Here is a 22,336-nt window from a genome sequence, read left to right on the forward strand (position 1 = left end):
GCGGGATGGGCCGAATCAGCGGGATTGCGGAGGAACACCCGCGGACAAACTGTCCAAAGATCCCAGCAGGTCGACCAGCAGGAATTTCACCAGCGGCGAGGTGCAGCCCTGTTCGGTGCAGCCCACATCCGAGGACCCCAGCATCGGGCCGTCGGTGAAGCCCGGCTGCGCGGCGGCCGCGTTCCCGGCGGCGAACAATCCGCCCGTCGTGAGTGCGGCGGCCACACCGGCCGCGGCGAGACTGCGTTTCATCGATTCCTCCATAGTCGATCGGTCCCCGACCACATCGACGCGACTGTATGGGCGGCCGCCATTTGCCGGAAAGACCCCAGAGGTCTGGGGTCGCCCGAATCCCGCACCGACACGCCGTGATGCGGATGCCGAGTCGCTACCATCCAGGGGTGAGCTCTTCTGGGTCCGGAATGCCGGGTATGCCCGCACCCGGCAGCATGCGGGCCCGCGATATGGACCGAGTTCAAGCGCGCACCCTGCTCGATGCCACATTCGACGAGGGCCAACTCGGCGCCGACGAATATCACGACCGGTCCGACCGTGCGGCCACCGCGAAGACCGTCGGCGAACTGCGGAATCTGGTCGACGACCTGCAACCGCCCGCCGGTGGTGCGCAATGGACACAGCCGCCGGGCCCGCCCCGGCGAGCGGGCCGCTATCCGGCTTATATCCGTGCCCGCGACGCCGACCGTGCCGAAACCTGCCGTGCCCTCGACACCGCACTGGCCGACGGTCAGCTCTCGGCGGAGGAACATCAGACCCTCACCGATCTGACCACGGCCGCCGAAACCCTGGGCGATCTGGCCGAACTGACCGCGGACCTGCAGCGCCCGGCCGAGGCGCCGATCGATCCGCGGGCGGGAGTACAGAGCGGGACGGCGTGGTTCGCGGGCGCCGCGGCGGTGGTCGTGCTGGCCGCCGCGGTCGGCGGATATCTGCTGACGCATCGAGCCGCCCCCGAGCCCGCTCCGATCGCGGCCGCGGCGCCGCAGGTGATACGGCCCGTGGTGATCGAGACACCCGACCTCACCACGGTGGCCGGCTTCGAGAAGTTCCGCAGCGACTATCAGGCGAAATTCGGCGACACCACCGTCGACGACCTGACCCTGTTCCCCGATTTCGCGTCGGTCGACCGCACCTCGGCGCGGCAGCCGAATCGGGTGGCCGACTACTCCTATCGGGGCGGTTTCATGGCCTCGACCGCCGTCACCACCCGCTCGGCCGACAAGCCGATATTCGACCTCGCCGCGGTGAACACGTCCGCGCTGGGCGATCTGATCGCGCGGGCGGTACCGCTGCTGAAGGTCCCCGGCGGCGCGGTGAGTCATATCGGCATGGGTATCGACACCATCACCAAGGTGCCCACGATCAGCATCTACGTCGGGAATTCGTTCAACGAGAACGCATACCTGGAAGCCACGCCCGCGGGCGATCCGATTCGCGTCTACCCGTTCCACACATAGGTGCAGCCGATGGGAACCTTCGCCACATCCCGCCGACCTGCCGCGCCGGCCGGGGCCGCGAACAGCGGTCTGCGCGTGCGTGATTCGGATCGCGTCGACGCCTGCGCACTGCTGGACGCCGCCCGCGACGACGGTCAGCTCTCCGACTCCGAGCACGGGCGGCGCACCGCCGCGGCGATGCGGGCGCGCACCTTCGCCGACGTCGAGAAGGTCATCGGCGATCTGCAGATTCCGGCCAATATGGCCGACGCCCCCGTCGTGCGCCCGGCGCGACGACGGCGTGCCCGACGGTGGGTACTGGCGGGCGGTGCGGTGGCGGCTGCGGCCCTGATCGGCATGTTCTGCGGCTGGGTGAGCAGCGACGACGGTCCGCTCGCCGACCACACCCCGCCGGATATGACGACCGCCGCCGGTATCGAGGCGTTTCTGTCCGATTACCGTCAGCACTACGGCGATCTGCTCGCCGACGACGTGACGCTGATGCCGGAGAACGCCTCGATCGAGCGGCCCCGCACGGGGGATCGGTCGATTTCCGAAAGAGCTTCCTACAAGGGAGAATTCGATACCTGGACGACCAGCAGCCGGGATCCGAAACTCGAGCCGATCGACCTCGCCACGATCGATGTGCCGAAATTGGCGGCCCTGCTGGCCGGAGCTCCGCGAACCGTCGGGTCGCCGCAGACGAAGGTCAGCCATCTGATCATCGGTCGCGACAGCTCCGCGCCGGATCACCCGCCGACGGTCACCATCTTCACCGAAGGCGCCCGCAGCGGGCATCTGGTGGTCGCGCCGTCCGGTGAACCGCTGGTGGTCTACAAATCCCAGCCGTGAGGCAGGAGACGTCGGCCGTCCTCGCCGGCGGGTTTGACCTGCGCGTCTCGGGTTAGCCGGATAGTGAATCGCCGGGTCGACGAAAGTGGGGTGTCGCAGATGAGCGCGAACGAGGATCGGATCGCCCGGGAACTGCTCGACCGAGCGGGGACCACCTATGCGGCCGAGGCGGGAATCACTCTCGCCGACAAACCCGCTCCGCTGTTCCAGCTCCTGGTGCTGGCCCAGCTCATGAGCGCCCGGATCACCGCCGATATCGCGGTCGCCGCCGCGCGTGAACTGAGATCGAGCGGCTACCGCACCCCGCAGCGCGTCGCCGAGGCCGACTGGCAGGACCTCGTCGACGCGCTGGGGCGCGGCCACTACCGCCGCTACGACGAATCCACCGCCACCCGGCTCGGTGAGAACGCCACCATCCTGCTCGACCGCTACCACGGTGATCTGCGGAAACTGGCCGCCGAAGCGGATCGGGACCCGGACCGGCTGGCCGAATCGCTGCAGCAGTTCAAGGGCATCGGCCCGACCGGCGCCGAAATCTTCCTGCGCGAAGTCCAGGATGTCTGGACCTGGGTGCGCCCGCATTTCGACGACCGGGCCCGCAAGGGTGCCGATCTGCTGCATCTGTCGACCGATCCGAAGCGCCTCGACCGCCTCGGCCCTTCCGGCCACGACGCGGAATTGGCCGCCGCCCTGGTTCGGGTGAGCCTCGACAAGGATCTCGCCGACCGGGTACTCGCGGCCGCCGGCTGAGCATCGGATGGTCGAAATGCCTGGTCATCCGCGTATCGAGGGACCAGGCCCGGTAAGCGTCGCGTGCTCTCCGGTGGGCCGGGAAATTTTTTCGTCTGGCCGGGAATGAACCGTCCGCCCCGCTCGTTGAGCTGATCGACGCAAGGTTGAGTGAAAGCGACTCAAGTCTCTGGTTGACTCCGACGGGATCGGGGGGCAGGATTGAGCCGACCACGCTCAGTGTTGCTGAGGACCGTGCTCCGTGCGGTGTCAGGGGCGAGGTCCGGCCGGCACGAACAGTGCCACGCGCAGGGTCGCCCCTGCACCACACACAGTTACATCACCTAGGAGGAACCACTATGGCTCGTGCGGTCGGTATCGACCTCGGGACCACGAACTCGGTCATCGCTGTTCTCGAAGGCGGTGAGCCGGTCGTCGTCGCCAACTCGGAAGGTTCGCGCACCACCCCGTCGGTCGTCGCGTTCGCCAAGAACGGAGAGGTTCTCGTCGGGCAGCCGGCGAAGAACCAGGCGGTGACCAACGTCGATCGCACCATCAAGTCCGTCAAGCGCCACATGGGCGAGGACTGGACCGTGGAGATCGACGACAAGAAGTACACGGCGCAGGAGATCAGCGCCCGTACCCTCATGAAGCTCAAGCGCGACGCCGAGTCCTACCTGGGCGAGGAGATCACCGACGCGGTGATCACCGTGCCCGCCTACTTCGAGGACGCGCAGCGCCAGGCCACCAAGGAGGCCGGCCAGATCGCGGGTCTGAACGTCCTGCGCATCGTCAACGAGCCGACCGCCGCCGCGCTGGCCTACGGCCTGGACAAGGGCGACAAAGAGCAGACCATCCTGGTCTTCGACCTCGGTGGCGGCACCTTCGACGTCTCGCTGCTGGAAATCGGCGAGGGCGTCGTCGAGGTTCGTGCCACCTCCGGCGACAACCACCTCGGTGGCGACGACTGGGACAACCGGATCGTCACCTGGCTGGTCGACAAGTTCAAGGCCAGCTCGGGCATCGACCTGACCAAGGACAAGATGGCCCTGCAGCGTCTGCGTGAGGCCGCGGAGAAGGCCAAGATCGAACTGAGCTCCTCGCAGAGCACCTCGATCAACCTGCCCTACATCACCGTGGACGCGGAGAAGAACCCGCTGTTCCTCGACGAGCAGCTGACCCGCGCCGAGTTCCAGAAGATCACCTCCGATCTGCTGGACCGCACCCGCGCGCCGTTCCAGTCGGTGATCAAGGACGCCGGTATCTCGGTCAAGGACATCGACCACGTCGTGCTCGTCGGTGGCTCCACCCGTATGCCCGCGGTCTCCGAGCTGGTCAAGGAACTGACCGGCGGCAAGGAGCCCAACAAGGGCGTGAACCCGGACGAGGTCGTCGCCGTCGGCGCCGCCCTGCAGGCCGGTGTGCTCAAGGGTGAGGTCAAGGACGTCCTGCTGCTCGACGTCACCCCGCTGTCGCTGGGTATCGAGACCAAGGGTGGCGTGATGACCAAGCTCATCGAGCGCAACACCACCATCCCGACCAAGCGGTCGGAGACCTTCACCACGGCCGACGACAACCAGCCGTCGGTGCAGATCCAGGTCTTCCAGGGTGAGCGCGAAATCGCCTCGCACAACAAGCTGCTCGGCTCCTTCGAGCTGACCGGCATCCCGCCGGCCCCGCGCGGCGTGCCGCAGATCGAGGTCACCTTCGACATCGACGCCAACGGCATCGTCCACGTCACCGCGAAGGACAAGGGCACCGGTAAGGAGAACACGATCAAGATCCAGGACGGCTCCGGCCTGTCCAAGGAGGAGATCGACCGGATGATCAAGGACGCCGAGGCGCACGCGGCCGAGGACAAGTCGCGTCGCGAGGAGGCGGAGACCCGCAACCAGGCGGAGTCGCTGGTCCACCAGACCGAGAAGTTCATCGCGGACAACTCCGACAAGGTGCCGGCCGAGACCAAGGAGAAGGTCGAAGCGGCCATCGCCGAGGCCAAGCAGGCCCTGCAGGGCAGCGATATCGCCGCGGTGAAGTCCGCGGTGGAGAAGCTGGCCACCGAATCGCAGGCGCTGGGTCAGGCGATCTACGAGGCTTCGGCTGCCGAGGGTGGCGCCGCCGCCGACGGTGCGGGCAACGCGTCCGCCGGTGACGACACCGTGGTCGACGCAGAGGTCGTGGAAGAGCCGGAGAAGAAGTGACGGAACAGAACCCGAAAGAGGAGCCGGTCACCATCGTCGACAACCGAAAGATCGACCAGGACGGGAAACCGTCCGCTCCGCAGGGTGATGTGAGCGAGGCCGTAGCCGGAAACGACACGGCTTCGGCCTCCGCTTCGGCCGGCGAGGGCGACGCCCTCGCCGACAGCATCAGCGCCGAATTGTCCGAGCGCACTGCGGATCTGCAGCGGCTGACCGCGGAGTACGCGAACTACCGCCGCCGCGTCGACCGCGACCGCAAGGCCGCCATCGACTCGGCCAAGGCCGCGGTGGTCACCGAATTGCTCGGTGTGCTCGACGATCTGGATCGTGCCCGTGCCCACGGAGATCTCGAGTCCGGACCGCTGAAGTCGGTCGCGGACAAGCTCGCCGACGCGCTGCAGAAGCAGGGCCTCGAGGAATTCGGTGTCGAGGGTGAATCTTTCGACCCGACCCTGCACGAGGCCGTGCAGCACGAGGGTGAGGGACACAACCCGGTGATCGGGGTGGTCATGCGTAAGGGTTACCGCTTCGGCGACCGCGTCCTGCGCCATGCGCTGGTCGGAGTCACCGATGGGGTAGCGGATCTGTCCGATTCGTCGGACACTGCGAATGCCGGCCGAGATGCCGACGGTGCCGAGTAACACACAGTCGCGCAATGTGACGGAAGGAGGAGATGCCCGGTGAATCGGGAGTGGCTGGAAAAGGACTTCTACAAAGAGCTGGGTATTTCCTCCAGCGCGACCCAGGACGAGATCAAGAAGGCCTACCGGAAACTGGCCCGGGATCTGCATCCGGACAAGAATCCGGGAGATACCAAGGCCGAGGAGCGCTTCAAAGCGGTCAGCGAGGCGCATGCCGTGCTGGCCGATCCGGAGAAGCGCAAGGAGTACGACGAGGCCCGGCGGTTGTTCGCCAGCGGCGGCTTCGGCCGCGGCGGCTACGCCCCGGGCGGCGGCTACACCGGCGGTGGCGGCTTCTCCAACGAATTCAACCTGGGTGACATCTTCGGCGGTGCGGCCGCCGGCGCGGGTGACGGCGGTCTGGGGGATATCCTCGGCGGCCTGTTCAACCGCGGTGGCACACGGACCACGTCGCGCCCGCGACGGGGCAGCGACGTGGAGACCGAGACGACTCTCGGGTTCCGCGAGGCGGCCCAGGGCGTGACCGTTCCGCTGCGGATGACCAGTCCGTCGCCGTGTACGACCTGTCACGGCAGCGGCGCCAAGCCGGGCACCAGCCCGCGAGTGTGCCCGCACTGCAACGGAACCGGCGTGATCAGCCGCAACCAGGGCGCGTTCGGGTTCAGCGAACCCTGCGACGACTGCCGTGGCACCGGCTCGATCATCGACGACCCGTGCACCGACTGTCACGGCACCGGCATCCAGAACCGGACCCGCACCATCACCGTGCGTATCCCGCCCGGGGTGCGCGACGGGCAGCGGATTCGGCTGGCGGGCCAGGGCGAGGCAGGTCTGCGGGGCGCGCCCGCAGGTGACCTGTACGTCACCGTGCACGTCAGCCAGGACAAGGTCTTCGGCCGCAACGGCGACGATCTGACCCTGGTGCTGCCGGTCAGCTACAGCGAATTGGTGCTGGGTACAACGGTTTCCGTGCCTACACTGGAAGGCAGAGTCGGAGTGAAGGTGCCACCCGGCACCGCCGACGGCCGGACGCTGCGAGTGCGCGGGCGCGGTGTGCCCAAGCGCGGCGGCGGCGCCGGTGACCTGCTGGTCACGGTGAAGGTCGCGGTACCGCAGAAGCTGGACGACGAAGCCACCGAGGCGCTGCGGCGCTACGCGGAGGCGGAGAAGGCCGGCGGGTTCGACCCGCGCGCAGGTTGGGCAGGTGCTTAATGAACGGTGATCCGAAGAATCGGGCAACCGGCACCGAGTACTTCATGATCTCGGTGGCGGCTCAGCTGGCGGGAATGCACGCGCAGACGCTGCGGACCTACGACAGGCTGGGATTGGTTACGCCGCAACGCACTTCCGGCGGCGGCCGACGTTATTCGTCCCGGGATGTGGAACTGCTCCGCGAGGTGCAGCGCCTGTCCCAGGACGAGGGCGTCAACCTGGCCGGGATCAAGCGGATCATCGAACTCACCAATCAGGTCGAGGCGTTGCAGCAGCGGGTGGGTGAATTGACCGCCGAGGTCGAACGCCTGCGCGCCGGGCATCGGCCCGATATGGCTCCGCCGCAGCGCAGTACCGCACTGGTGGTGTGGCAGCCACGCAACAAACGGCGGTAGGCGGTTTCGGCTCTGTGCAGTTCCGCGACCGAACACACCGTGCGACAGCGCCCCCGGATCGGGGGCGCTGTTCGTGTATCCGGGCCTCGTTCCGGCGCTCAGCATGCACCCGGCAAATGTGAAAATCGCAAACCGAGTCGTGCACAACCACTCTCGAATACGCCGAAATACATGGCGTGTCACGGTCTTTGAGTCGGTTTCCAGGGGCCTACACACTCCGGGACCTCGGTTCGGCCGAATTACCTCCCTGTTGTTCCTTCAGTGCGTCCCGCGCCCGGCAAACCTCGCCTACACTCGGTCTCCATCGGCTGCGCCGCGTGTCCGGCGGCACCGCGCTCACCGGACCGGCCCGAGTTCGACGTGCGAAATGGGGTTGTGGACAGATGGATTCGCGGACCGTCGCGCTGATCAGAACCACGTTCAAGGCGGTGGCCGCGGAGGAAGGCGGCCCCGAACAGCTCGCCCGATCCTTCTACGCCCTGCTGTTCACCGAATATCCGCAGCTCCGGGATTTCTTCCCCGCCGCTCTGGAGGTGCAGCGCGACCGGCTGGTCAAGGCCATCGGGTATGCCGTGGACCGGCTGGAGGAGCCCGAGCAACTGCTGCCCTTCCTGGCGCAGCTCGGCCGCGACCATCGCAAATACGGTGTGGTAGCCGAACACTATGCGGCCGTGGGTAATTCGCTCAAGAGCGCGCTGCGCGCACATGCCGGCACCGAATTGTGGACCGATGAGGTGGAACAGGCCTGGGACGCCGGCCTCGCGTTGATCACCCAGACGATGATCGGCGCCGCCGACCAGGAGACGACGCCGCCGGTCTGGACCGGAACCGTCGTCGAACATCGCGAGGTGCTGTGCAATCTGGCCGTCGTCCGGCTGCAGCTCGACCAGCCCATGACCTATGCGGCCGGACAATATGTGAGTGTGCAGATCCCGGCCCGCCCGCGGATGTGGCGGTACCTGTCCCCGGCGATTCCGGCGAATCCCCAAGGCGAGATCGAATTCCATATTCGCAGCGTCAGTGGCGGCTGGGTCAGTCCGGCGATGGTCGGCCATACCGCGATCGGCGACCAGTGGCTGCTGGGGGCGCCGCTCGGCGGGCTGGGGGTGCCGCGCAACACGCGCCGCAAGATGCTGATGGTCGGCTGCGGCACCGGAATCGCTCCGCTGCGCGCGCAATTGCTGGCGATGTCGCAACGCCGGTCCAATCCGAAGGTCCACCTGTTCGTCGGCGGACACCATCCGTGCGATCTCTACGATCTGCCGACGTTGAGCGAACTGGCCGTCGCGCACAAATGGCTCACCGTCGTTCCCGTCACCGAAAGCGACGAAAACCCCTGGTGGTATTACCATCCGGAACGTGTCGAGCCCGATCTTCCGGGCATAGCGCCGCGCGAAACGGGACAGATCGGAGCGGTCGTGGCCCGCGGCGGCGACTGGTCGGACTGCGATGTCCAGATCGTCGGATCACCGAGTACGGTGCAGACCACCAAATTCCGGTTGATGGCGGCGGGCACGCCCACCGAGAACATTCGCCACGATCCGCTGTTCTAGCCGGCGCGGATCAGAGCCCGTCGAAGCGGATCGCCTCCGGCGGCGTACCCGTATTGACCAGCACTTCCAGTGTGGCCTGGGTCATTCCGGGCGAACCGCACACCAGGACCTGGTGGTGCAGCAGCGGGCCCATATCGCCCACCACATCGGCCAGCGTGCCCTCCATCATCTCGTCGACATCGAATCCGACATCCACGCGGCAGCTCTCGTACCACTGGTCGACCCAATTCGGGTCCTCGGCCCTCTCGACCACGGGAATCACCGTGAGCCAGGGCATTTCGCCGGCGAGCAGGTAGAGCATGTCGGAGGCGTAGAGGTCGCGCGGGCTGCGTCCGCCGATGAACAGATGCGTGCGCGGCGGCTCCGGGCGACGGGACAGATCCAGCAGGAGCGAGCGCATCGGCGCCAGACCCGTTCCGCCGGCGATCATCACGAGGTCGGTGGTGCCGGGGTCGACGCTCAGCCACCCGGCGGGAGCGCTGATCCGCCACTCGTCGCCGGGAGCCGTTTCGGTGACGATCGATCCGCTGCACCATCCGCCCGGCACGGTGCGGACGTGGAATTCGAGTTTGCCGTCCAGTGACGGCGGCAGCGCGGGCGACAGCCGGCGGCGCATACCGGGATGCTGCGGAATCTGGACCTCGACCGATTGGCCCGCCTCGAACGGGACGAATTCGCCGATCAACCGGACCACCGCGAGATCGTGGCGCAGCCGATGATGTCCGACGACGGTCGACGACCATTCCGTCGGCGCGTCCAGCCGAATCTCCCCGGTCTCATCCGGACCCAACGTCACCGTTCCTCCTGTGATCCGAGGGACAGCTCCCGCCCCCGAAAAGTCTTGTGCCGGGCGCAGTCCCGTTCGCTCGCGCCCGCCCACCAAGGTACGCCGCGGACGCCGGGTTGCCTACCGATTGCCGCTCACACCGGGTCGGCGCTGATGATGTGTTCGGGGGTGCCGACCGCCAGCAGGGCCCGCTTGGTGTCGGCGATCATCCGCGCCGATCCGGCGATCTGGATCTGCCGATCCGACCACGAGCCGAAGCTGGCCACGACCGCGCCCAGATTCCCGATCAGCCGCCGATGCATGCCGTACGGCGGGTCCGCGGGCGGATGCGGATGCCACCACGGATTCGTGTCGCTCTCACAGACCGGCACCACCGTCAGCCACGGATTGCTCAGCGACAGCTGCCACATGTTCTCCACGTCGTACAGATCGCACGGATAGCGGCCGCCGATGAAGAAGTGCACACGCGGGTTCACGCCGCGCCGGCCCATCTCGATCAACTGCGCGCGCAGCGGCGCGATTCCGGTCCCGGAGCCGATCATCAGCACGTCGCGCTGGGATTCGGTGTCGATGTGCAGGCCGCCCAGCGGCCCGGCGATCAACCAGGTGTCGCCGACCTCGGTTTCGCCGACGATCGCGGGACTGACCCAGCCGGTGCGGATCTTGCGGACGTGGAATTCGATCTCGCCGTACGGGTTCGTGGGAATGGCCGGGGACAGATACCGCCACATCTTCGGCCGCTGCGGGATCGAGACCGGTACGTACTGCCCGGCCTGGTAGGGGATCGGCTCGTCGGACTGCAGGCGCACGATCGCCAGGTCGTCGAGTACGCGCCGATGGCCGACCACCGTCGCTTCCCAATACGGTCGCGAGGTGTCGGAATTGGCGCCGATGGCCATCGAGGCCGAGATCAGGATGGCGATATCGCGCCAGCCGTCCTCCAGATCGGGTGTCCAGAGCGGACCGTTGTAGGTGACGAAGGCAGCGAGCAACGCGCGTCCGGCGGCATCGTAATGTGCCGCCGCGACACCGTATTTGCGGTGGTCGAGGGCCAACTGTTCCAGGAACCGCTGCGCGCGGTCCCAGTTCTCCAGATGATCCAGCACGAACTGGATGGCGGTGACAACCCGCTTGGGCTGCATATCCATCGTGTGCGGGAACAATTCGCGCAGGCCGGGAGCCTCCGCGAACAGATGCCTGTAAAACGCGCCGATCAATCGTTCGGGCCCTTGCGGCGCCTCGACGATCGACCGGAAGTTGGCGCGGACCAGCGCTGCCGAACGCGCATCCACGACGTCGAGCTTCCTTTCCTTCAATGTGTCCGACTACAGCTGCCGTGTCGTCGGCCCCCGCGGACCAGTATCCCCGAAAAAACCGTGGTCGTGCGGTGATGAGCGGATCACTTTACCCAGATCCACCAAGGGTGAAACGATTGGCCACAGGTTCCTGAAATATGTCAAACTTGAGCGGAACAGACTCAACTCCTACCGCGTTGGACTACTCAGAAGAGTCGGACCGCCCGGACCCGACCGACCACAACGCGAGACGACCGTAGGAAGGTGATCGTGGACTCGTTCAACCCCACCACCAAGACTCAGGCTGCCCTGACGGCTGCCCTGCAGGCGGCTTCGGCCGCCGGAAATCCGGAGATTCGTCCGGCTCACTTGCTGGTGGCGCTGCTGGATCAAACCGACGGCATCGCCGCCCCCCTGCTCAAGGCTGTCGCTGTCGACCCGGCAACGGTGCGACGCGAGGCACAGGACATCGTCGACCGGCTGCCCCGCGCGACCGGCGCCACCACGCAGCCGCAGCTCGGCCGGGAAGCGCTCGCCGCGCTCACCGCCGGCCAGCGCCTCGCCACCGAACTCGGTGACGAGTACGTCTCCACCGAGCATGTCGTGGTGGGTCTCGCCGAAGGCGACTCCGATGTCTCGCAGCTGCTGCTGAAGTACGGCGCCACCGCGGACGCGCTGCGCGAGGCGTTCACCGCCGTGCGTGGCAACACCCGCGTGACCAGCGCGGACCCCGAGGGCACCTATCAGGCGCTGGAGAAGTACTCCACGGACCTCACCGCCGCCGCGCGCGAGGGCAAACTCGATCCGGTCATCGGCCGCGACACCGAGATCCGGCGCGTGGTGCAGGTGCTGAGCCGGCGCACGAAGAACAACCCGGTCCTCATCGGCGAGCCCGGTGTCGGTAAGACCGCCATCGTCGAGGGGCTGGCCCAGCGCATCGTCGCCGGGGACGTTCCGGAATCGCTGCGCGGGAAGACGCTGGTCTCGCTGGACCTCGGTGCGATGGTGGCCGGCGCGAAGTATCGCGGTGAGTTCGAGGAACGGCTCAAGGCGGTGCTGGAGGAGATCAAATCCAGTGCCGGACAGATCATTACGTTCATCGATGAGCTGCACACCATCGTCGGCGCCGGCGCGACCGGCGAATCGGCGATGGACGCCGGCAACATGATCAAGCCGATGCTGGCGCGCGGTGAACTGCGCCTGGTCGGTGCGACCACGCTCGACGAATACCGTCAGCACATCGAGAAGGACGCCGCCCTCGAGCGCCGCTTCCAGCAGGTGCTGGTCGGCGAGCCGTCGGTGGAGGACACCATCGGCATTCTGCGCGGACTCAAGGAGCGCTACGAGGTACACCACGGCGTGCGGATCACCGACTCCGCGCTGGTGGCGGCCGCGACCCTCAGCGATCGCTACATCACCTCGCGGTTCCTGCCCGACAAGGCGATCGACCTGGTCGACGAGTCGGCCTCGCGGCTGCGCATGGAGATCGACTCGCGGCCGGTCGAGATCGACGAGGTCGAACGGGCGGTGCGCCGCCTCGAGATCGAGGAGGTCGCCCTCGCCAAGGAAACCGACGAGGCCTCCAAGCAGCGACTCGACAAGTTGCGCCAGGAACTGGCCGACGACCGCGAGAAGCTGAACCAGCTGATGGCGCGCTGGCAGAACGAGAAGCAGGCCATCGACTCGGTCCGCACCATCAAGGAGCAGCTGGAATCGCTGCGCGGTGAATCCGAGCGCGCCGAACGCGACGGTGATCTCGGCAAGGCCGCCGAACTGCGGTACGGCCGCATCCCGCAGCTGGAGAAGCAGCTCGCGGAGGCCGAGAAGAACGCGGGCAAGGCCGGCAGCGGCAGCCTCGAGGACGAGGTGATGCTCAAGGAGGAGGTCGGTCCGGACGACATCGCCGAAGTGGTCTCCTCGTGGACCGGCATCCCGGTCGGCCGCATGCTCGAGGGTGAAACCCAGAAGCTGCTGCGGATGGAGGAGGAACTCGGGCATCGAGTGGTCGGACAGGCCGAGGCCGTCACCGCGGTCTCCGACGCGGTGCGCCGCGCCCGGGCCGGGGTCGCCGACCCCAACCGGCCGACGGGCTCGTTCATGTTCGTCGGACCCACCGGTGTCGGTAAGACCGAGCTGGCGAAGGCCCTCGCGGACTTCCTGTTCGACGACGAGCGCGCGATGACCCGCATCGATATGAGCGAGTACTCCGAGAAGCATTCGGTGGCTCGCCTCGTCGGCGCCCCGCCCGGATATGTCGGCTACGACCAGGGCGGTCAGCTCACCGAGGCGGTCCGGCGACGGCCGTACACGGTGGTGCTGTTCGATGAGATCGAGAAGGCGCACCCCGACGTCTTCGACATCCTGCTGCAGGTACTGGATGAGGGGCGGCTCACCGACGGCCAAGGCCGCACGGTGGACTTCCGCAACACCATCCTCATCCTCACCTCCAACCTGGGTGCCGGTGGCGACAAGGAGTTCGTGATGAACGCCGTGCGCTCGGCGTTCAAACCGGAATTCCTCAACCGCCTCGACGACGTGGTGATGTTCTCCGCGCTCAACGAGGAACAGCTCGAGAACATCGTCGACATCCAGTTGGCGCAGCTGCAGAAGCGGCTCTCGCAGCGGCGGCTGAAGCTGGACGTCAGCGATTCGGCGCGGTTCTGGCTGGCCGTGCGCGGCTACGACCCGGTCTACGGCGCCCGGCCGCTGCGCCGGCTGATCCAGCAGGCCATCGGCGATTCGCTCGCCAAGGAGCTGCTGGCCGGTGAGGTCACCGACGGCGACCTGGTGAAGGTCAACGTCGCACCCGACGGCGACGGGCTGATCGTCGGACGGTGACGACCGAGCCGTCCGGGATTCGATGAACGGGGCGCGGTGTGTGAGTGAATCGCACACCGCGCCCCGCGTATCCGCCGGATTCCGCCCGCGCAGGTTTCGGATTCCGCCCGCTCAGGTTTCCGAGGTTGTCGCACTTCGCTGAAGCAACGCCGATCTGCACCTACCCTGGTGAGCATGACGAATCCGAGCGACCCGTGGGCGCAGCGTCCGGATTCACCCGATACGCCGACCGAGAAGCTCGGCGCATCGGGCCGGCATCCGGACGACGGCGCTGACCACACGACGGAATACTCGGAAGCGTACGGTCGGAGCCCCGGGCCGTACGAGAGCACTCGCCCCTACGGACATCCCGGGCCCTACGAACAGACCGCGCCCTACGAATTCCCGTCCCATCCCGAATATGAGGGCCGGTACTTCGAACAATCGCCCGGCCCGAACGCGACCCGCGAACTTCCGCCCTACGACAGCCAATGGGGCGCCTACGAATCCGGGTACAGCGAACCGGGTGAATACCCCCCTTACGGTTCCGGCGCCCCCGGCCCCACCGGCCCCCAGGGAGCAGTCGGCCCGACCGGACTGCCCGTCGAACCGCCGCGGCGCCACCGCACCGGCCTGTGGATCGCGCTGACCGCGGCCGTCTTCGTTCTCGTGGTCCTCGGCGGCATCGCCGCGGGCCTGCTGCTCGCCGGCAACGACTCCTCGTCCTCCGATGCGGCCGCCACCGGCCGGCCCGCGCCGACGCGCGTACCGGTCGTCCCGCCGAACCCGTCCGGCGGTGCGCAACCCAGCCTCCCGCAGCTACCGGGCCTCGGCGACATCGACGGTCTCGGGGCGACCATGGGGACCGTGAACAGCAACGACGGAACGACCATCATGCTGCAGTCGATGCTGGGCAACTCGGTCACCGTGCACACGGACGCGCAGACCCAGGTGATCTCGATGGGATCCGGAAAGGTCTCCGATCTGAAACAGGGCGACATGGTGGTCGTGCAGGGCGACAAGAACCCGGACGGGTCCATCAAGGCGAAGATCATCATCAGCACCCAGTTGCCGAGGTAATCCGCCTCCGCATCGCTGCGGCGGGATCGTCGTCACTGCCGCACGGAGGCGGGGGTCGTGCCGGTCATGCGGCGGTAGAACTTCACGAAGTTGGTGGCCTCGGAGAAACCGAGTTCGCGCGCCAGCGCTGCGACGGTGACGTCGGTGGTGGCCAGGCGGCGGCGGGCTTCCAGCGCCAGTCGTTCGTCGAGATACCGCTTCGCGCTGATACCCCGGGCCCGGCGCACCGACCGGTCGATGGTCTTGGTGCCGGCGTGCACGGCCCGCTCGTAGTCGCCGACCCGATGCCGTCGTGGAAATTCGGCTTCGACCGCCGCCGCGAAACGCGCGAAGACCGCGGACACCGGCCCGTTGTCCGCCGCAGCCCCCGGCGCCGCGGCCACCAGTGGGGTGAGCGCCAGGCGAAGTGCGTCGGCGATATCGCGAGCGCACGACGGCGCGGCGAGCACCAATTCCAGATGTCGAAGTGCCGTCGTGACGTGCGGATCTCGCGGATCCACCGCCCATCGGCTCGGCCGGACCGCATCGTCGGCGAACGTCGCGATCCGATTGCCGGGGGCGAAGACGTCGGGGGTGAACAGGATCGCCGTTCCGTGCAGCCGGTCGGCATCGAGCACCTGATGAACCTGTCCGGGCCGCAACCAGAACACCGCGCCCGCGGCCAGATCGTCCGGCCGGAAGTCGACGGCATGGCGGCCCGCGCCACCGGTGATCACACCGACGACGTGGAAATCCGGGCGAACCGGCCGGTGCCGCACCACGCCCCGGAAAACATCCGGGAGGCGCCGCAGCTCGACCGCACGGCCCGCAGCAGCGGGTGCGTAGCCGACGCCGAGTACGTGTTGACCTGTTTCGACCATGACTGGTCGTAAAACTACCTCGTCATGGCGTCCTGAGCGGAGTGGGATGGAGATATCCGACCAGAACGGAGCACGATGAACACCCTCGCCACCCGCGCCCGGCGCTTCCATCTCCGCGACTCCGGCGGCACCGGCCCGGCCGTACTCTTCCTGCACGGCAACCTCATGGACTCGACCATGTGGGACGGCGTCGTCTCGAACCTCTCCGGCTACCGCAGCATCCGCTTCGACTTCCGGCTGCACGGTGATACCGAGGACGACGGTCTGCCCTTCACCTATTGGGACGCCGCGCGCGACGCCCTGCGCGTCCTGGACGCGCTCGACGTGCCGGCCGCTCACATCGTCGGTCACTCGCAGGGCGGATTCACCGCGCTGCGGGCGGCCCTGCTGGCCCCGGCACGTATTCGGAGCTTGACACTCATCGATACCGCCGCGGATCCGTTCCTCGGCCCGGCGCTGGAACAAATGGCTCGCATCCGGGACGGTTTCGCCGCCGGTGCGGTCGAGGCGACCGGGGGCGCGGTTCTCGATCTGCTGCTGGGTGACGCCGCGGCGGTCGAGCATTGGCTGGCCCGGATACGACGGCAGCCTGCCGATCGACTCGCTCGCGCGGTCGGTGTGCTGATGGGCGCCGACGGAATCGCCGGCCGCCTCGCCGAGATCACCGCCCCGGCGTTGGTCGTCCACGGCGGCGCCGACCTGCCCATTCCCGCTGCGTCCGGCGCCGCCCTCGCCGCGGCGCTACCCGGCGCGGAACCGCTGGAATTGCTGGACGGTGTCGCGCACACCCCGCCCGTGACCCACCCCGCCGCGGTCGCCGCGCTGCTGCGCACCTTCCTCGAGGCGGCGGCCGACGATGCCCCACAACGAGTTTCGGCAACCGCACCCGCGCCGTGAGTGCGACGCCGCGGGTGCGGCGCCTCCGCCGTGCCCGCTCGGGGGTGTGACGTCGGAAGGCAGGCGCGAACCGCGGGACGAACGGGCGCGAGCAATTGCACCCGAACCCACTAGACTCAGGTGCGATGACAGCAGCAATCTGGTTCGGCCTCGCGGCGATCGCACTGGTAGGTGCGATCGTACTGCTGTATTTCGATCGCGTGCAGCGGCAGCGGACCGGACACGTACGGCAGGTCTGGGCCAAATCCCAGGGATACACCTACGTTTCGGTCGAACCTTCGCTGGCATCGACATGGCGGCGGGGCGCGATGGCCAAACTGGGGTATCTGTCCGCGATCGATGTGGTTTCCGGTAATCGCAAGGGCGAGAAGTTCGTTCTGTTCGATCTGGAGGACGCCGCGACGCTGGTCGCCGTGCGCCGCCAGATCGGCTCGGACATCGATATCGACCTGCGCCTGAAAACCGCCGCCCCGCCCAAGGACGCCGATCTGGAACTGCTCGGCGCGATCGGCGACCGCGTGGTCTTCGCCACCAATCCGGACGTCGCCCGCCACGCCGTCGACCAGCGGATGGTCCACTTCATCGAAACACTGCCGCACACCGTGCAGCAGTTGTGGAGTGAGGGCAACTGGACGCTGGGCATGTTGCCGGTCGGCACCGCGTCCAAGGATTGGGAGGCCGCGATCGATGCCGTGCTGCGGCTCTCGGGTCTGCTGCACGTGCTGCCGCCGGTGGCCGGCGGCGACCGCGGCCGCCTGGAATCCGATCAGCACGATCCCGGTCGTCCGCGCCCGAATGCCGAGGAACCCGGTGAAGCCGACCAGGGCTACCGCGAGCAGGGCTATGCCGACCAGAGCTACCGGGACCAGAGCTACGACGACCGGGCCGACCGCGACTTCCGCGATCAGGATTACGGCGACCGGTTCGAGCGCTATGAAGACGACGAGTTCGACGACGAGCAAGGTCCAGGCGACCGGTTCGACGACGACCGCGATTTCCGTGACGAGCGCGCATCCGGGCCCCGGGACGGCGACGCACACGGCGGCCGGAGCCGGTTCGCGCACGAGAACGTGGACGGTATCGACCGCGGAAACATCGCTCGTGGCGGCACCGACGCACCGGCCGGCCCTCGCCCCGGCGATACCCGCCCCGGCGACACTCGTAACTCCGGTGAGCGCCCGGCATCCGATTCGGCGGACCGCGAGTCCGGTGTGATCGCCGCGCCGGTCGGCGATCTCGCGGGCGAGGCCGAGCAGCAGCCGCCGCGCCGCCCGGCGCTCGCGGTGGTGCCGGATCCCCGCAACCGGGTCCGCCGTAACTGGCCGCCCGCCGAGGAATTCCTCGAGGACGAGGAAAACGATTCGGCCGCAGCAGATTCCGATGAACCGCAGGCCGAGGACGAGCTGCCGCAGCGGCCGGGCGGTCCGTTCCATCCGGGGTTCCGTCCCTATCAGGGCCCCGCACCGCGGTGACCGGTCCGGTTCGCGAACCGGTGTCCGGGCACCGGGATTATCCGCCCGACACTAGGTGGTTGACGACCCATGACCGATAGCCCCGCAGATCCGGGGGCCGCACGCCTCCCCGGTGCCACCCGTCCGGTCGCCCTGGTGACCGGACCGACCTCCGGTATCGGCCAGGGCTACGCCACCCGCCTGGCTTCCCTCGGCTACGACCTGGTGCTGGTGGCGCGCGACGAGCAACGCCTGACCGCCCTCGCCGCGGAATTGCAGCACCGCTTCGATACCCGCAGCGAGATCCTGGCCGCGGATCTGGCGCGCGAGCAGGACCGAAACACCGTCGCCGAACGGCTCGGCGAGGGCGTGGACTTCCTGGTCAACAATGCCGGATTCGGTATCTCGGGTGAGTTCTGGACCGTGGATCCGCGGGAATTGCAGGCCCAACTGGATGTCAATGTCACCGCGGTGCTGCAATTGACGCGTGCCGCACTGCCGCCGATGATCGCCGCCGCCAAGGGTTCGGTGGTCAACGTCGCCAGTGTGGCCGGGCTGGTACCGGGCCGCGGCTCGACCTATTCGGCCTCCAAGGCCTACGTCATATCCTTGACCGAGGGCCTGGCCGGCGGACTGGCCGGGACCGGGGTCCGGGTGCAGGCGCTGTGCCCGGGATTCGTGCACACGGAATTTCACGAGCGTGCCGGAATCGAGATGTCGTCGCTACCGAAGCCGATGTGGCTCGACGTCGATCAGGTGGTGTCCGGTTCGCTGCAGGATTTGGAGAAGGACCGGGTGATCAGTGTGCCCGGGGTGCAGTACAAGGTGCTCACCACCGTCGCCGGGCTGATCCCGCGGAATCTGGTGACCCGGCTCAACCGAGGCATGTTCAACGCACGGGGAAGGACATAAACCCACATGATCGAATCCACCACCGACCGCGACAGATTGGCCGAGCTGGTCCGGGAGCTCGCCGTCGTGCACGGCCGGGTGACCCTGTCCTCCGGTAAGGAGGCCGACTACTACGTCGATCTGCGCCGGGCGACCCTGCATCATCAGGCGGCGCCGCTGATCGGCGCCCTGCTGCGAGAGCTGGTGTCGGACTGGGAATTCGACGCCGTCGGCGGGCTCACCATGGGCGCGGATCCGGTGGCGCTGGCGATGCTGCACGCCCCCGGCCGCCCGCTGAACGCGTTCGTGGTGCGCAAGGCCGCCAAGACGCACGGCATGCAGCGCCAGATCGAGGGGCCGGAAATCTCCGGTAAGCGTGTGCTGGTCGTCGAGGACACCACGACCACCGGCAATTCGCCGCTGACCGCCGTCCGGGCACTGCGCGAGGCCGGTGCGACCGTGGTCGGCGTCGCCACCGTGGTCGATCGCGAGACCGGCGCCGACCAGGTGATTGCCGAGGAGGGACTGGAGTACCGCTCCATTCTGGGCCTGAAGGATCTGGCTCTGGGGTGATATTTGGGCCTGGGTTAGCCTGGACGCTGGTCTTATGTACGACAGCGTGAAGGGTCGAGTGAGTCTCCTGTGGTGAGCATTGCAATCAACGAGGGTCGCAAGAATGTTGCGATGCTCGGCATCGGGGCATACCGGCCGAAGCGTGTCGTCAGCAACGCCGACGTCTGCGAGGTTCTCGATTCCACCCCGGAGTGGATCTTCGAGCGCACCGGCATCCGCAATCGTCGCTGGATCAGCGGTGACGAGACCCTGCGCTCCATGTCGGCGGCCGCCGGGGAGCGGGCCGTCATCAACAGCGGTATCGATCGCAGCAAGATCAGCGCGCTGATTCTGGCTACCTCCAGCTGGCTCAAGCTCACCCCGCACGGCGCGCCCTCGGTGGCCTTCGATCTCGGGATGAACGGCATCCCGGCCTTCGACCTCACTTCCGGTTGCGGCGGATTCGGCTATGCCCTCGGTGTGGCGGCCGATCTGATCCGGGCCGGTTCCGCCGAATACGTGCTGGTGATCGGCGCGGAAACCATGACGGTCGGCCTGGACCCGACCGACCGCGGCACCGCCATGATCTTCGGCGACGGCGCCGGTGCGGTCGTGGTCGGCCCCAGCGACGTCAACGGCATCTCCCCGACGGTGTGGGGCAGCGACGGGGAGAGCGCCGAGGCGATCTCCCAGGACGTCAACTTCTTCGACTACATGGACCGGGCGGAGCGACTGCAGGGCACCGATCCCGAGGTGGAGCCGGTGGGCCGGATGGCGCTGCGGATGGAGGGGCCGCGCGTATTCCGTTGGGCCGCAGTCACTCTGCCCCGCGCCCTGTCGACCGCACTGGAGGTGTCGGGCGTGGCCAAGGAGGATATCGAGGTCTTCGTGCCGCATCAGGCCAACGCGCGCATCAACGAGCTGATGAAGAAGAATCTCGGCCTCGCCGACGACATCCCGATGGCCAACGACATCGAGAACACCGGCAACACTTCCGCCGCGTCCATCCCGCTGGCCATGGAGGAGATGCTGGTGACCGGTAAGGCCAAGGGCGGACAGCTGGCCCTGCTGCTCGGCTTCGGCGCCGGGCTGAGCTATGCCGGGCAGGTGGTCACCCTCCCGCCCAAGCCGATCGAACCCAGTTTCTGACCGGCCGCGACCGTCGCACCGGTCCACCGTCGTCGTGGATTGATGAGGAGATTCCGAATGGCGCGACCGTTCCGTGCTGCGTACGTGGGTGCCGCGCTGATCACCGTCCTCGGCGCGGCCACCGGGCGGGACCGGTGGCAGTGGGCGACGAAGCCGCTGCTCATGCCCCTGCTGGCGGCCGATGCGATCCAGGCCGGCCGCGCGTCGAGCGCTGGTGAAATCTCCGCTGGTGAGGCGGACCGGCGAGGGGGCGAGCATGCCTCCGAGGCGGCCGGCCATGGCGATGCCGAGCCTGCTCGCCCGACGGGTGACCGGGGATCGCCGCAGTCCGATCGGGCTCTTCTGCTCGGGTCGCTGGCGGCGGCCACCGTCGGCGACGTACTCCTGATAGATCCCGACGACGACCGCCGTCTGGTCGCGGGCGCTTCGGCCTTCGCGGTCATGCAGTGCGGATACTCGGCGCTGTGGTGGCGGCGCGGTGCGCGGCCGCAGCCGATGGTCGCGGCGCCCCGGGTTTTCGCGTGGCTGGGCGCCGCCATGCTGTTGCGGGCGCGCGCGCCCCGCATCGCCGCGCCGCTGACCGCCTACGGTGCGACACTGGGCACGGCGGCGACTCTCGCCTCCGATCCGGCCCTGGCTCCCGGCGCGAAAGTCGTTGCGGGGACCGTGGTTCCGGAAAGCGACCCGCGCAGCCGCCTGGCTCTGGGTGCGCTGTTGTTCACACTCTCCGACGGCATGATCGTGCTGCGTCGCCTCTTCGCTCGGACGACACGGTCGCGCCGCGCGAGCGAGGCCGTCATCCTCGCGACCTATGCCGGTGCGCAGTATCTGCTGACGGCGCCGACCCACTTCGACTGAACCCACCGCCATCGCGCGACCGCGCGGGCGGCTGCTCACAGGCAGAGCATGATCCGATCGCGGTCGGCCGGATCCACTCGGATCGAAATCGTCTCACCCACATGCATTCTCGGCCGGTCGATCGGTGCGACGTCGAAAACGACCGTGCCCCGATAGGTTTCCGAACCGGGAACGGTCAGCTCCAGATCGAGTTCGGTCAGTTCCGTGTGGTGATCGGTGTACTGCAGCGGATGCACCCCCTCGATGGTCGCCCACCCCTCCAGCCCGTGCCGCAACAACCGCCGATCCGACCGCGACGGCCGCTGCGCCAGCAACATTCCGATCCCCACACACGATCCGAACGCCCCCACCATCGCCATGATCTGATACGGCTCGGTCCCCGGCGGCGTGTGCTGATGCACCCACCCCAGCCAGACCCCGAGCACGATCACATACCCGACCGTCACCCCGAGCACGGTCCGATACGGCTCGGTCCCCGGCGGCGAAGGGCCTGGCTGCGGCTGGCGAAGTCGGGCGATCGGCGGGGACCACCGTCTCGGCCGGTTGGCCGAAACGTGTCTGTCCGTTATGTGCTATCCGGGCGGGGCGCCGCGACCCGGGGGAGAGAATCTCTACCGCCAGCAAGACCTCGTCCGCATTCCAACGCGGGTTGGTCTCGATTC

At 67.8% G+C, this 22,336-nt stretch carries 21 protein-coding genes; 16 read left to right on the forward strand and 5 right to left on the reverse strand.

What is annotated here, in order from left to right; all coding sequences use genetic code 11:
* Positions 1-15: 15 nt before the first annotated feature.
* Positions 16-252, reverse strand: a complete 237-nt coding sequence (locus A5789_RS30625) for a hypothetical protein (protein WP_146098834.1) — start codon at positions 250-252, stop codon at positions 16-18.
* Positions 253-401: 149 nt separating this feature from the next.
* On the opposite strand from A5789_RS30625, the gene A5789_RS30630 reads away from it, so the two are divergent.
* From A5789_RS30630 to A5789_RS30665, 8 genes are all read left to right on the forward strand, one after another.
* The gene (locus A5789_RS30630; protein WP_193615632.1) at positions 402-1,475 is read left to right on the forward strand and encodes a DUF1707 domain-containing protein; all 1,074 of its coding nucleotides are present in this window, start codon (positions 402-404) and stop codon (positions 1,473-1,475) included.
* A 9-nt stretch (positions 1,476-1,484) separates the two neighbouring features.
* On the forward strand, positions 1,485-2,306 hold the full coding sequence (locus tag A5789_RS30635) for a DUF1707 domain-containing protein (RefSeq protein ID WP_063910898.1): 822 nt from the start codon (positions 1,485-1,487) through the stop codon (positions 2,304-2,306).
* Between the two features lie 99 nt (positions 2,307-2,405).
* Positions 2,406-3,056, forward strand: coding sequence for a hypothetical protein (locus A5789_RS30640; RefSeq protein WP_064905615.1), 651 nt, complete (start codon positions 2,406-2,408; stop codon positions 3,054-3,056).
* Positions 3,057-3,394: 338 nt separating this feature from the next.
* Positions 3,395-5,236: a molecular chaperone DnaK gene (gene dnaK, locus A5789_RS30645; RefSeq protein WP_036506545.1), complete on the forward strand. Its 1,842-nt coding sequence runs from the start codon at positions 3,395-3,397 to the stop codon at positions 5,234-5,236.
* Positions 5,233-5,877 carry a nucleotide exchange factor GrpE gene (gene grpE, locus A5789_RS30650; protein WP_063017338.1) on the forward strand — a complete coding sequence of 215 codons (645 nt, stop codon included), beginning with the start codon at positions 5,233-5,235 and terminating at the stop codon, positions 5,875-5,877. Before dnaK ends, grpE begins: the two co-directional genes overlap by 4 nt.
* Before the next feature lie 39 nt (positions 5,878-5,916).
* The gene (dnaJ, locus tag A5789_RS30655) at positions 5,917-7,089 is read left to right on the forward strand and encodes a molecular chaperone DnaJ (protein ID WP_063017336.1); all 1,173 of its coding nucleotides are present in this window, start codon (positions 5,917-5,919) and stop codon (positions 7,087-7,089) included.
* Positions 7,089-7,484 carry a heat shock protein transcriptional repressor HspR gene (locus tag A5789_RS30660; protein ID WP_063017334.1) on the forward strand — a complete coding sequence of 132 codons (396 nt, stop codon included), beginning with the start codon at positions 7,089-7,091 and terminating at the stop codon, positions 7,482-7,484. The genes dnaJ and A5789_RS30660 overlap by 1 nt, the downstream gene beginning before the upstream one ends.
* Before the next feature lie 383 nt (positions 7,485-7,867).
* On the forward strand, positions 7,868-9,037 hold the full coding sequence (locus A5789_RS30665; RefSeq protein WP_064905617.1) for a globin domain-containing protein: 1,170 nt from the start codon (positions 7,868-7,870) through the stop codon (positions 9,035-9,037).
* Positions 9,038-9,047: 10 nt separating this feature from the next.
* Here A5789_RS30665 and A5789_RS30670 read toward each other — a convergent pair whose 3' ends face one another.
* Together A5789_RS30670 and A5789_RS30675 are read right to left on the reverse strand one after the other, a co-directional pair.
* Entirely contained in the window at positions 9,048-9,833 is a 786-nt protein-coding gene (locus tag A5789_RS30670) for an FAD-binding oxidoreductase (protein WP_081879635.1), read from the reverse strand.
* 125 nt (positions 9,834-9,958) lie between these two features.
* Positions 9,959-11,116, reverse strand: coding sequence for an FAD-binding oxidoreductase (locus A5789_RS30675; RefSeq protein WP_030516672.1), 1,158 nt, complete (start codon positions 11,114-11,116; stop codon positions 9,959-9,961).
* Positions 11,117-11,389: 273 nt separating this feature from the next.
* Between A5789_RS30675 and clpB the strand changes: the two genes are divergently transcribed.
* Together clpB and A5789_RS30685 are read left to right on the forward strand one after the other, a co-directional pair.
* On the forward strand, positions 11,390-13,957 hold the full coding sequence (gene clpB / locus A5789_RS30680; RefSeq protein WP_063031653.1) for an ATP-dependent chaperone ClpB: 2,568 nt from the start codon (positions 11,390-11,392) through the stop codon (positions 13,955-13,957).
* 174 nt (positions 13,958-14,131) lie between these two features.
* Positions 14,132-15,016, forward strand: a complete 885-nt coding sequence (locus A5789_RS30685; protein WP_063017330.1) for a DUF5666 domain-containing protein — start codon at positions 14,132-14,134, stop codon at positions 15,014-15,016.
* 32 nt (positions 15,017-15,048) lie between these two features.
* On the opposite strand, the gene A5789_RS37070 is transcribed toward A5789_RS30685, so the two are convergent.
* Positions 15,049-15,876, reverse strand: a complete 828-nt coding sequence (locus A5789_RS37070) for a helix-turn-helix domain-containing protein (protein ID WP_064905620.1) — start codon at positions 15,874-15,876, stop codon at positions 15,049-15,051.
* A 75-nt stretch (positions 15,877-15,951) separates the two neighbouring features.
* Between A5789_RS37070 and A5789_RS30695 the strand changes: the two genes are divergently transcribed.
* The 6 genes from A5789_RS30695 to A5789_RS30720 all read left to right on the forward strand — a co-directional run bounded on the left by A5789_RS30695 (position 15,952) and on the right by A5789_RS30720 (position 21,674).
* Complete coding sequence (locus A5789_RS30695) at positions 15,952-16,773, forward strand: alpha/beta fold hydrolase (protein ID WP_064905622.1); 822 nt, start codon at positions 15,952-15,954, stop codon at positions 16,771-16,773.
* Positions 16,774-16,898: 125 nt separating this feature from the next.
* A complete protein-coding gene (locus A5789_RS38145) occupies positions 16,899-18,245 on the forward strand; it encodes a hypothetical protein (RefSeq protein WP_227463215.1) in 1,347 nt (448 codons plus the stop codon).
* Between the two features lie 69 nt (positions 18,246-18,314).
* A complete protein-coding gene (locus A5789_RS30705) occupies positions 18,315-19,136 on the forward strand; it encodes an SDR family oxidoreductase (protein WP_063017322.1) in 822 nt (273 codons plus the stop codon).
* A gap of 6 nt (positions 19,137-19,142) precedes the next feature.
* Positions 19,143-19,688 carry an orotate phosphoribosyltransferase gene (gene pyrE, locus A5789_RS30710; protein WP_064905623.1) on the forward strand — a complete coding sequence of 182 codons (546 nt, stop codon included), beginning with the start codon at positions 19,143-19,145 and terminating at the stop codon, positions 19,686-19,688.
* Between the two features lie 69 nt (positions 19,689-19,757).
* On the forward strand, positions 19,758-20,816 hold the full coding sequence (locus A5789_RS30715) for a beta-ketoacyl-ACP synthase III (protein ID WP_063017320.1): 1,059 nt from the start codon (positions 19,758-19,760) through the stop codon (positions 20,814-20,816).
* Positions 20,817-20,873: 57 nt separating this feature from the next.
* Positions 20,874-21,674: a lysoplasmalogenase gene (locus A5789_RS30720; RefSeq protein WP_082857324.1), complete on the forward strand. Its 801-nt coding sequence runs from the start codon at positions 20,874-20,876 to the stop codon at positions 21,672-21,674.
* A 35-nt stretch (positions 21,675-21,709) separates the two neighbouring features.
* Here A5789_RS30720 and A5789_RS30725 read toward each other — a convergent pair whose 3' ends face one another.
* A complete protein-coding gene (locus A5789_RS30725; RefSeq protein ID WP_231956664.1) occupies positions 21,710-22,120 on the reverse strand; it encodes a hypothetical protein in 411 nt (136 codons plus the stop codon).
* Positions 22,121-22,336: the final 216 nt, after the last annotated feature.

The organism is Nocardia sp. 852002-51101_SCH5132738 (assembly GCF_001665695.1).
In the GTDB taxonomy this organism is placed as follows: Bacteria; Actinomycetota; Actinomycetes; order Mycobacteriales; family Mycobacteriaceae; genus Nocardia; species Nocardia nova.

Excerpts from the sequence above, each read along its gene's own strand:
- A5789_RS30635 (WP_063910898.1), top strand. The coding sequence starts at position 1,485 with ATGGGAACCTTCGCCACATCCCGCCGACCTGCCGCGCCGGCCGGGGCC.
- A5789_RS30720 (WP_082857324.1), top strand. The coding sequence starts at position 20,874 with ATGGCGCGACCGTTCCGTGCTGCGTACGTGGGTGCCGCGCTGATCACC.
- A5789_RS30705 (WP_063017322.1), top strand. The coding sequence starts at position 18,315 with ATGACCGATAGCCCCGCAGATCCGGGGGCCGCACGCCTCCCCGGTGCC.
- A5789_RS30695 (WP_064905622.1), top strand. The coding sequence starts at position 15,952 with ATGAACACCCTCGCCACCCGCGCCCGGCGCTTCCATCTCCGCGACTCC.
- A5789_RS30625 (WP_146098834.1), bottom strand. The coding sequence starts at position 252 with ATGAAACGCAGTCTCGCCGCGGCCGGTGTGGCCGCCGCACTCACGACG.
- A5789_RS38145 (WP_227463215.1), top strand. The coding sequence starts at position 16,899 with ATGACAGCAGCAATCTGGTTCGGCCTCGCGGCGATCGCACTGGTAGGT.
- A5789_RS30660 (WP_063017334.1), top strand. The coding sequence starts at position 7,089 with ATGAACGGTGATCCGAAGAATCGGGCAACCGGCACCGAGTACTTCATG.
- A5789_RS37070 (WP_064905620.1), bottom strand. The coding sequence starts at position 15,876 with ATGGTCGAAACAGGTCAACACGTACTCGGCGTCGGCTACGCACCCGCT.
- A5789_RS30665 (WP_064905617.1), top strand. The coding sequence starts at position 7,868 with ATGGATTCGCGGACCGTCGCGCTGATCAGAACCACGTTCAAGGCGGTG.
- A5789_RS30640 (WP_064905615.1), top strand. The coding sequence starts at position 2,406 with ATGAGCGCGAACGAGGATCGGATCGCCCGGGAACTGCTCGACCGAGCG.
- A5789_RS30685 (WP_063017330.1), top strand. The coding sequence starts at position 14,132 with ATGACGAATCCGAGCGACCCGTGGGCGCAGCGTCCGGATTCACCCGAT.
- dnaK (WP_036506545.1), top strand. The coding sequence starts at position 3,395 with ATGGCTCGTGCGGTCGGTATCGACCTCGGGACCACGAACTCGGTCATC.
- pyrE (WP_064905623.1), top strand. The coding sequence starts at position 19,143 with ATGATCGAATCCACCACCGACCGCGACAGATTGGCCGAGCTGGTCCGG.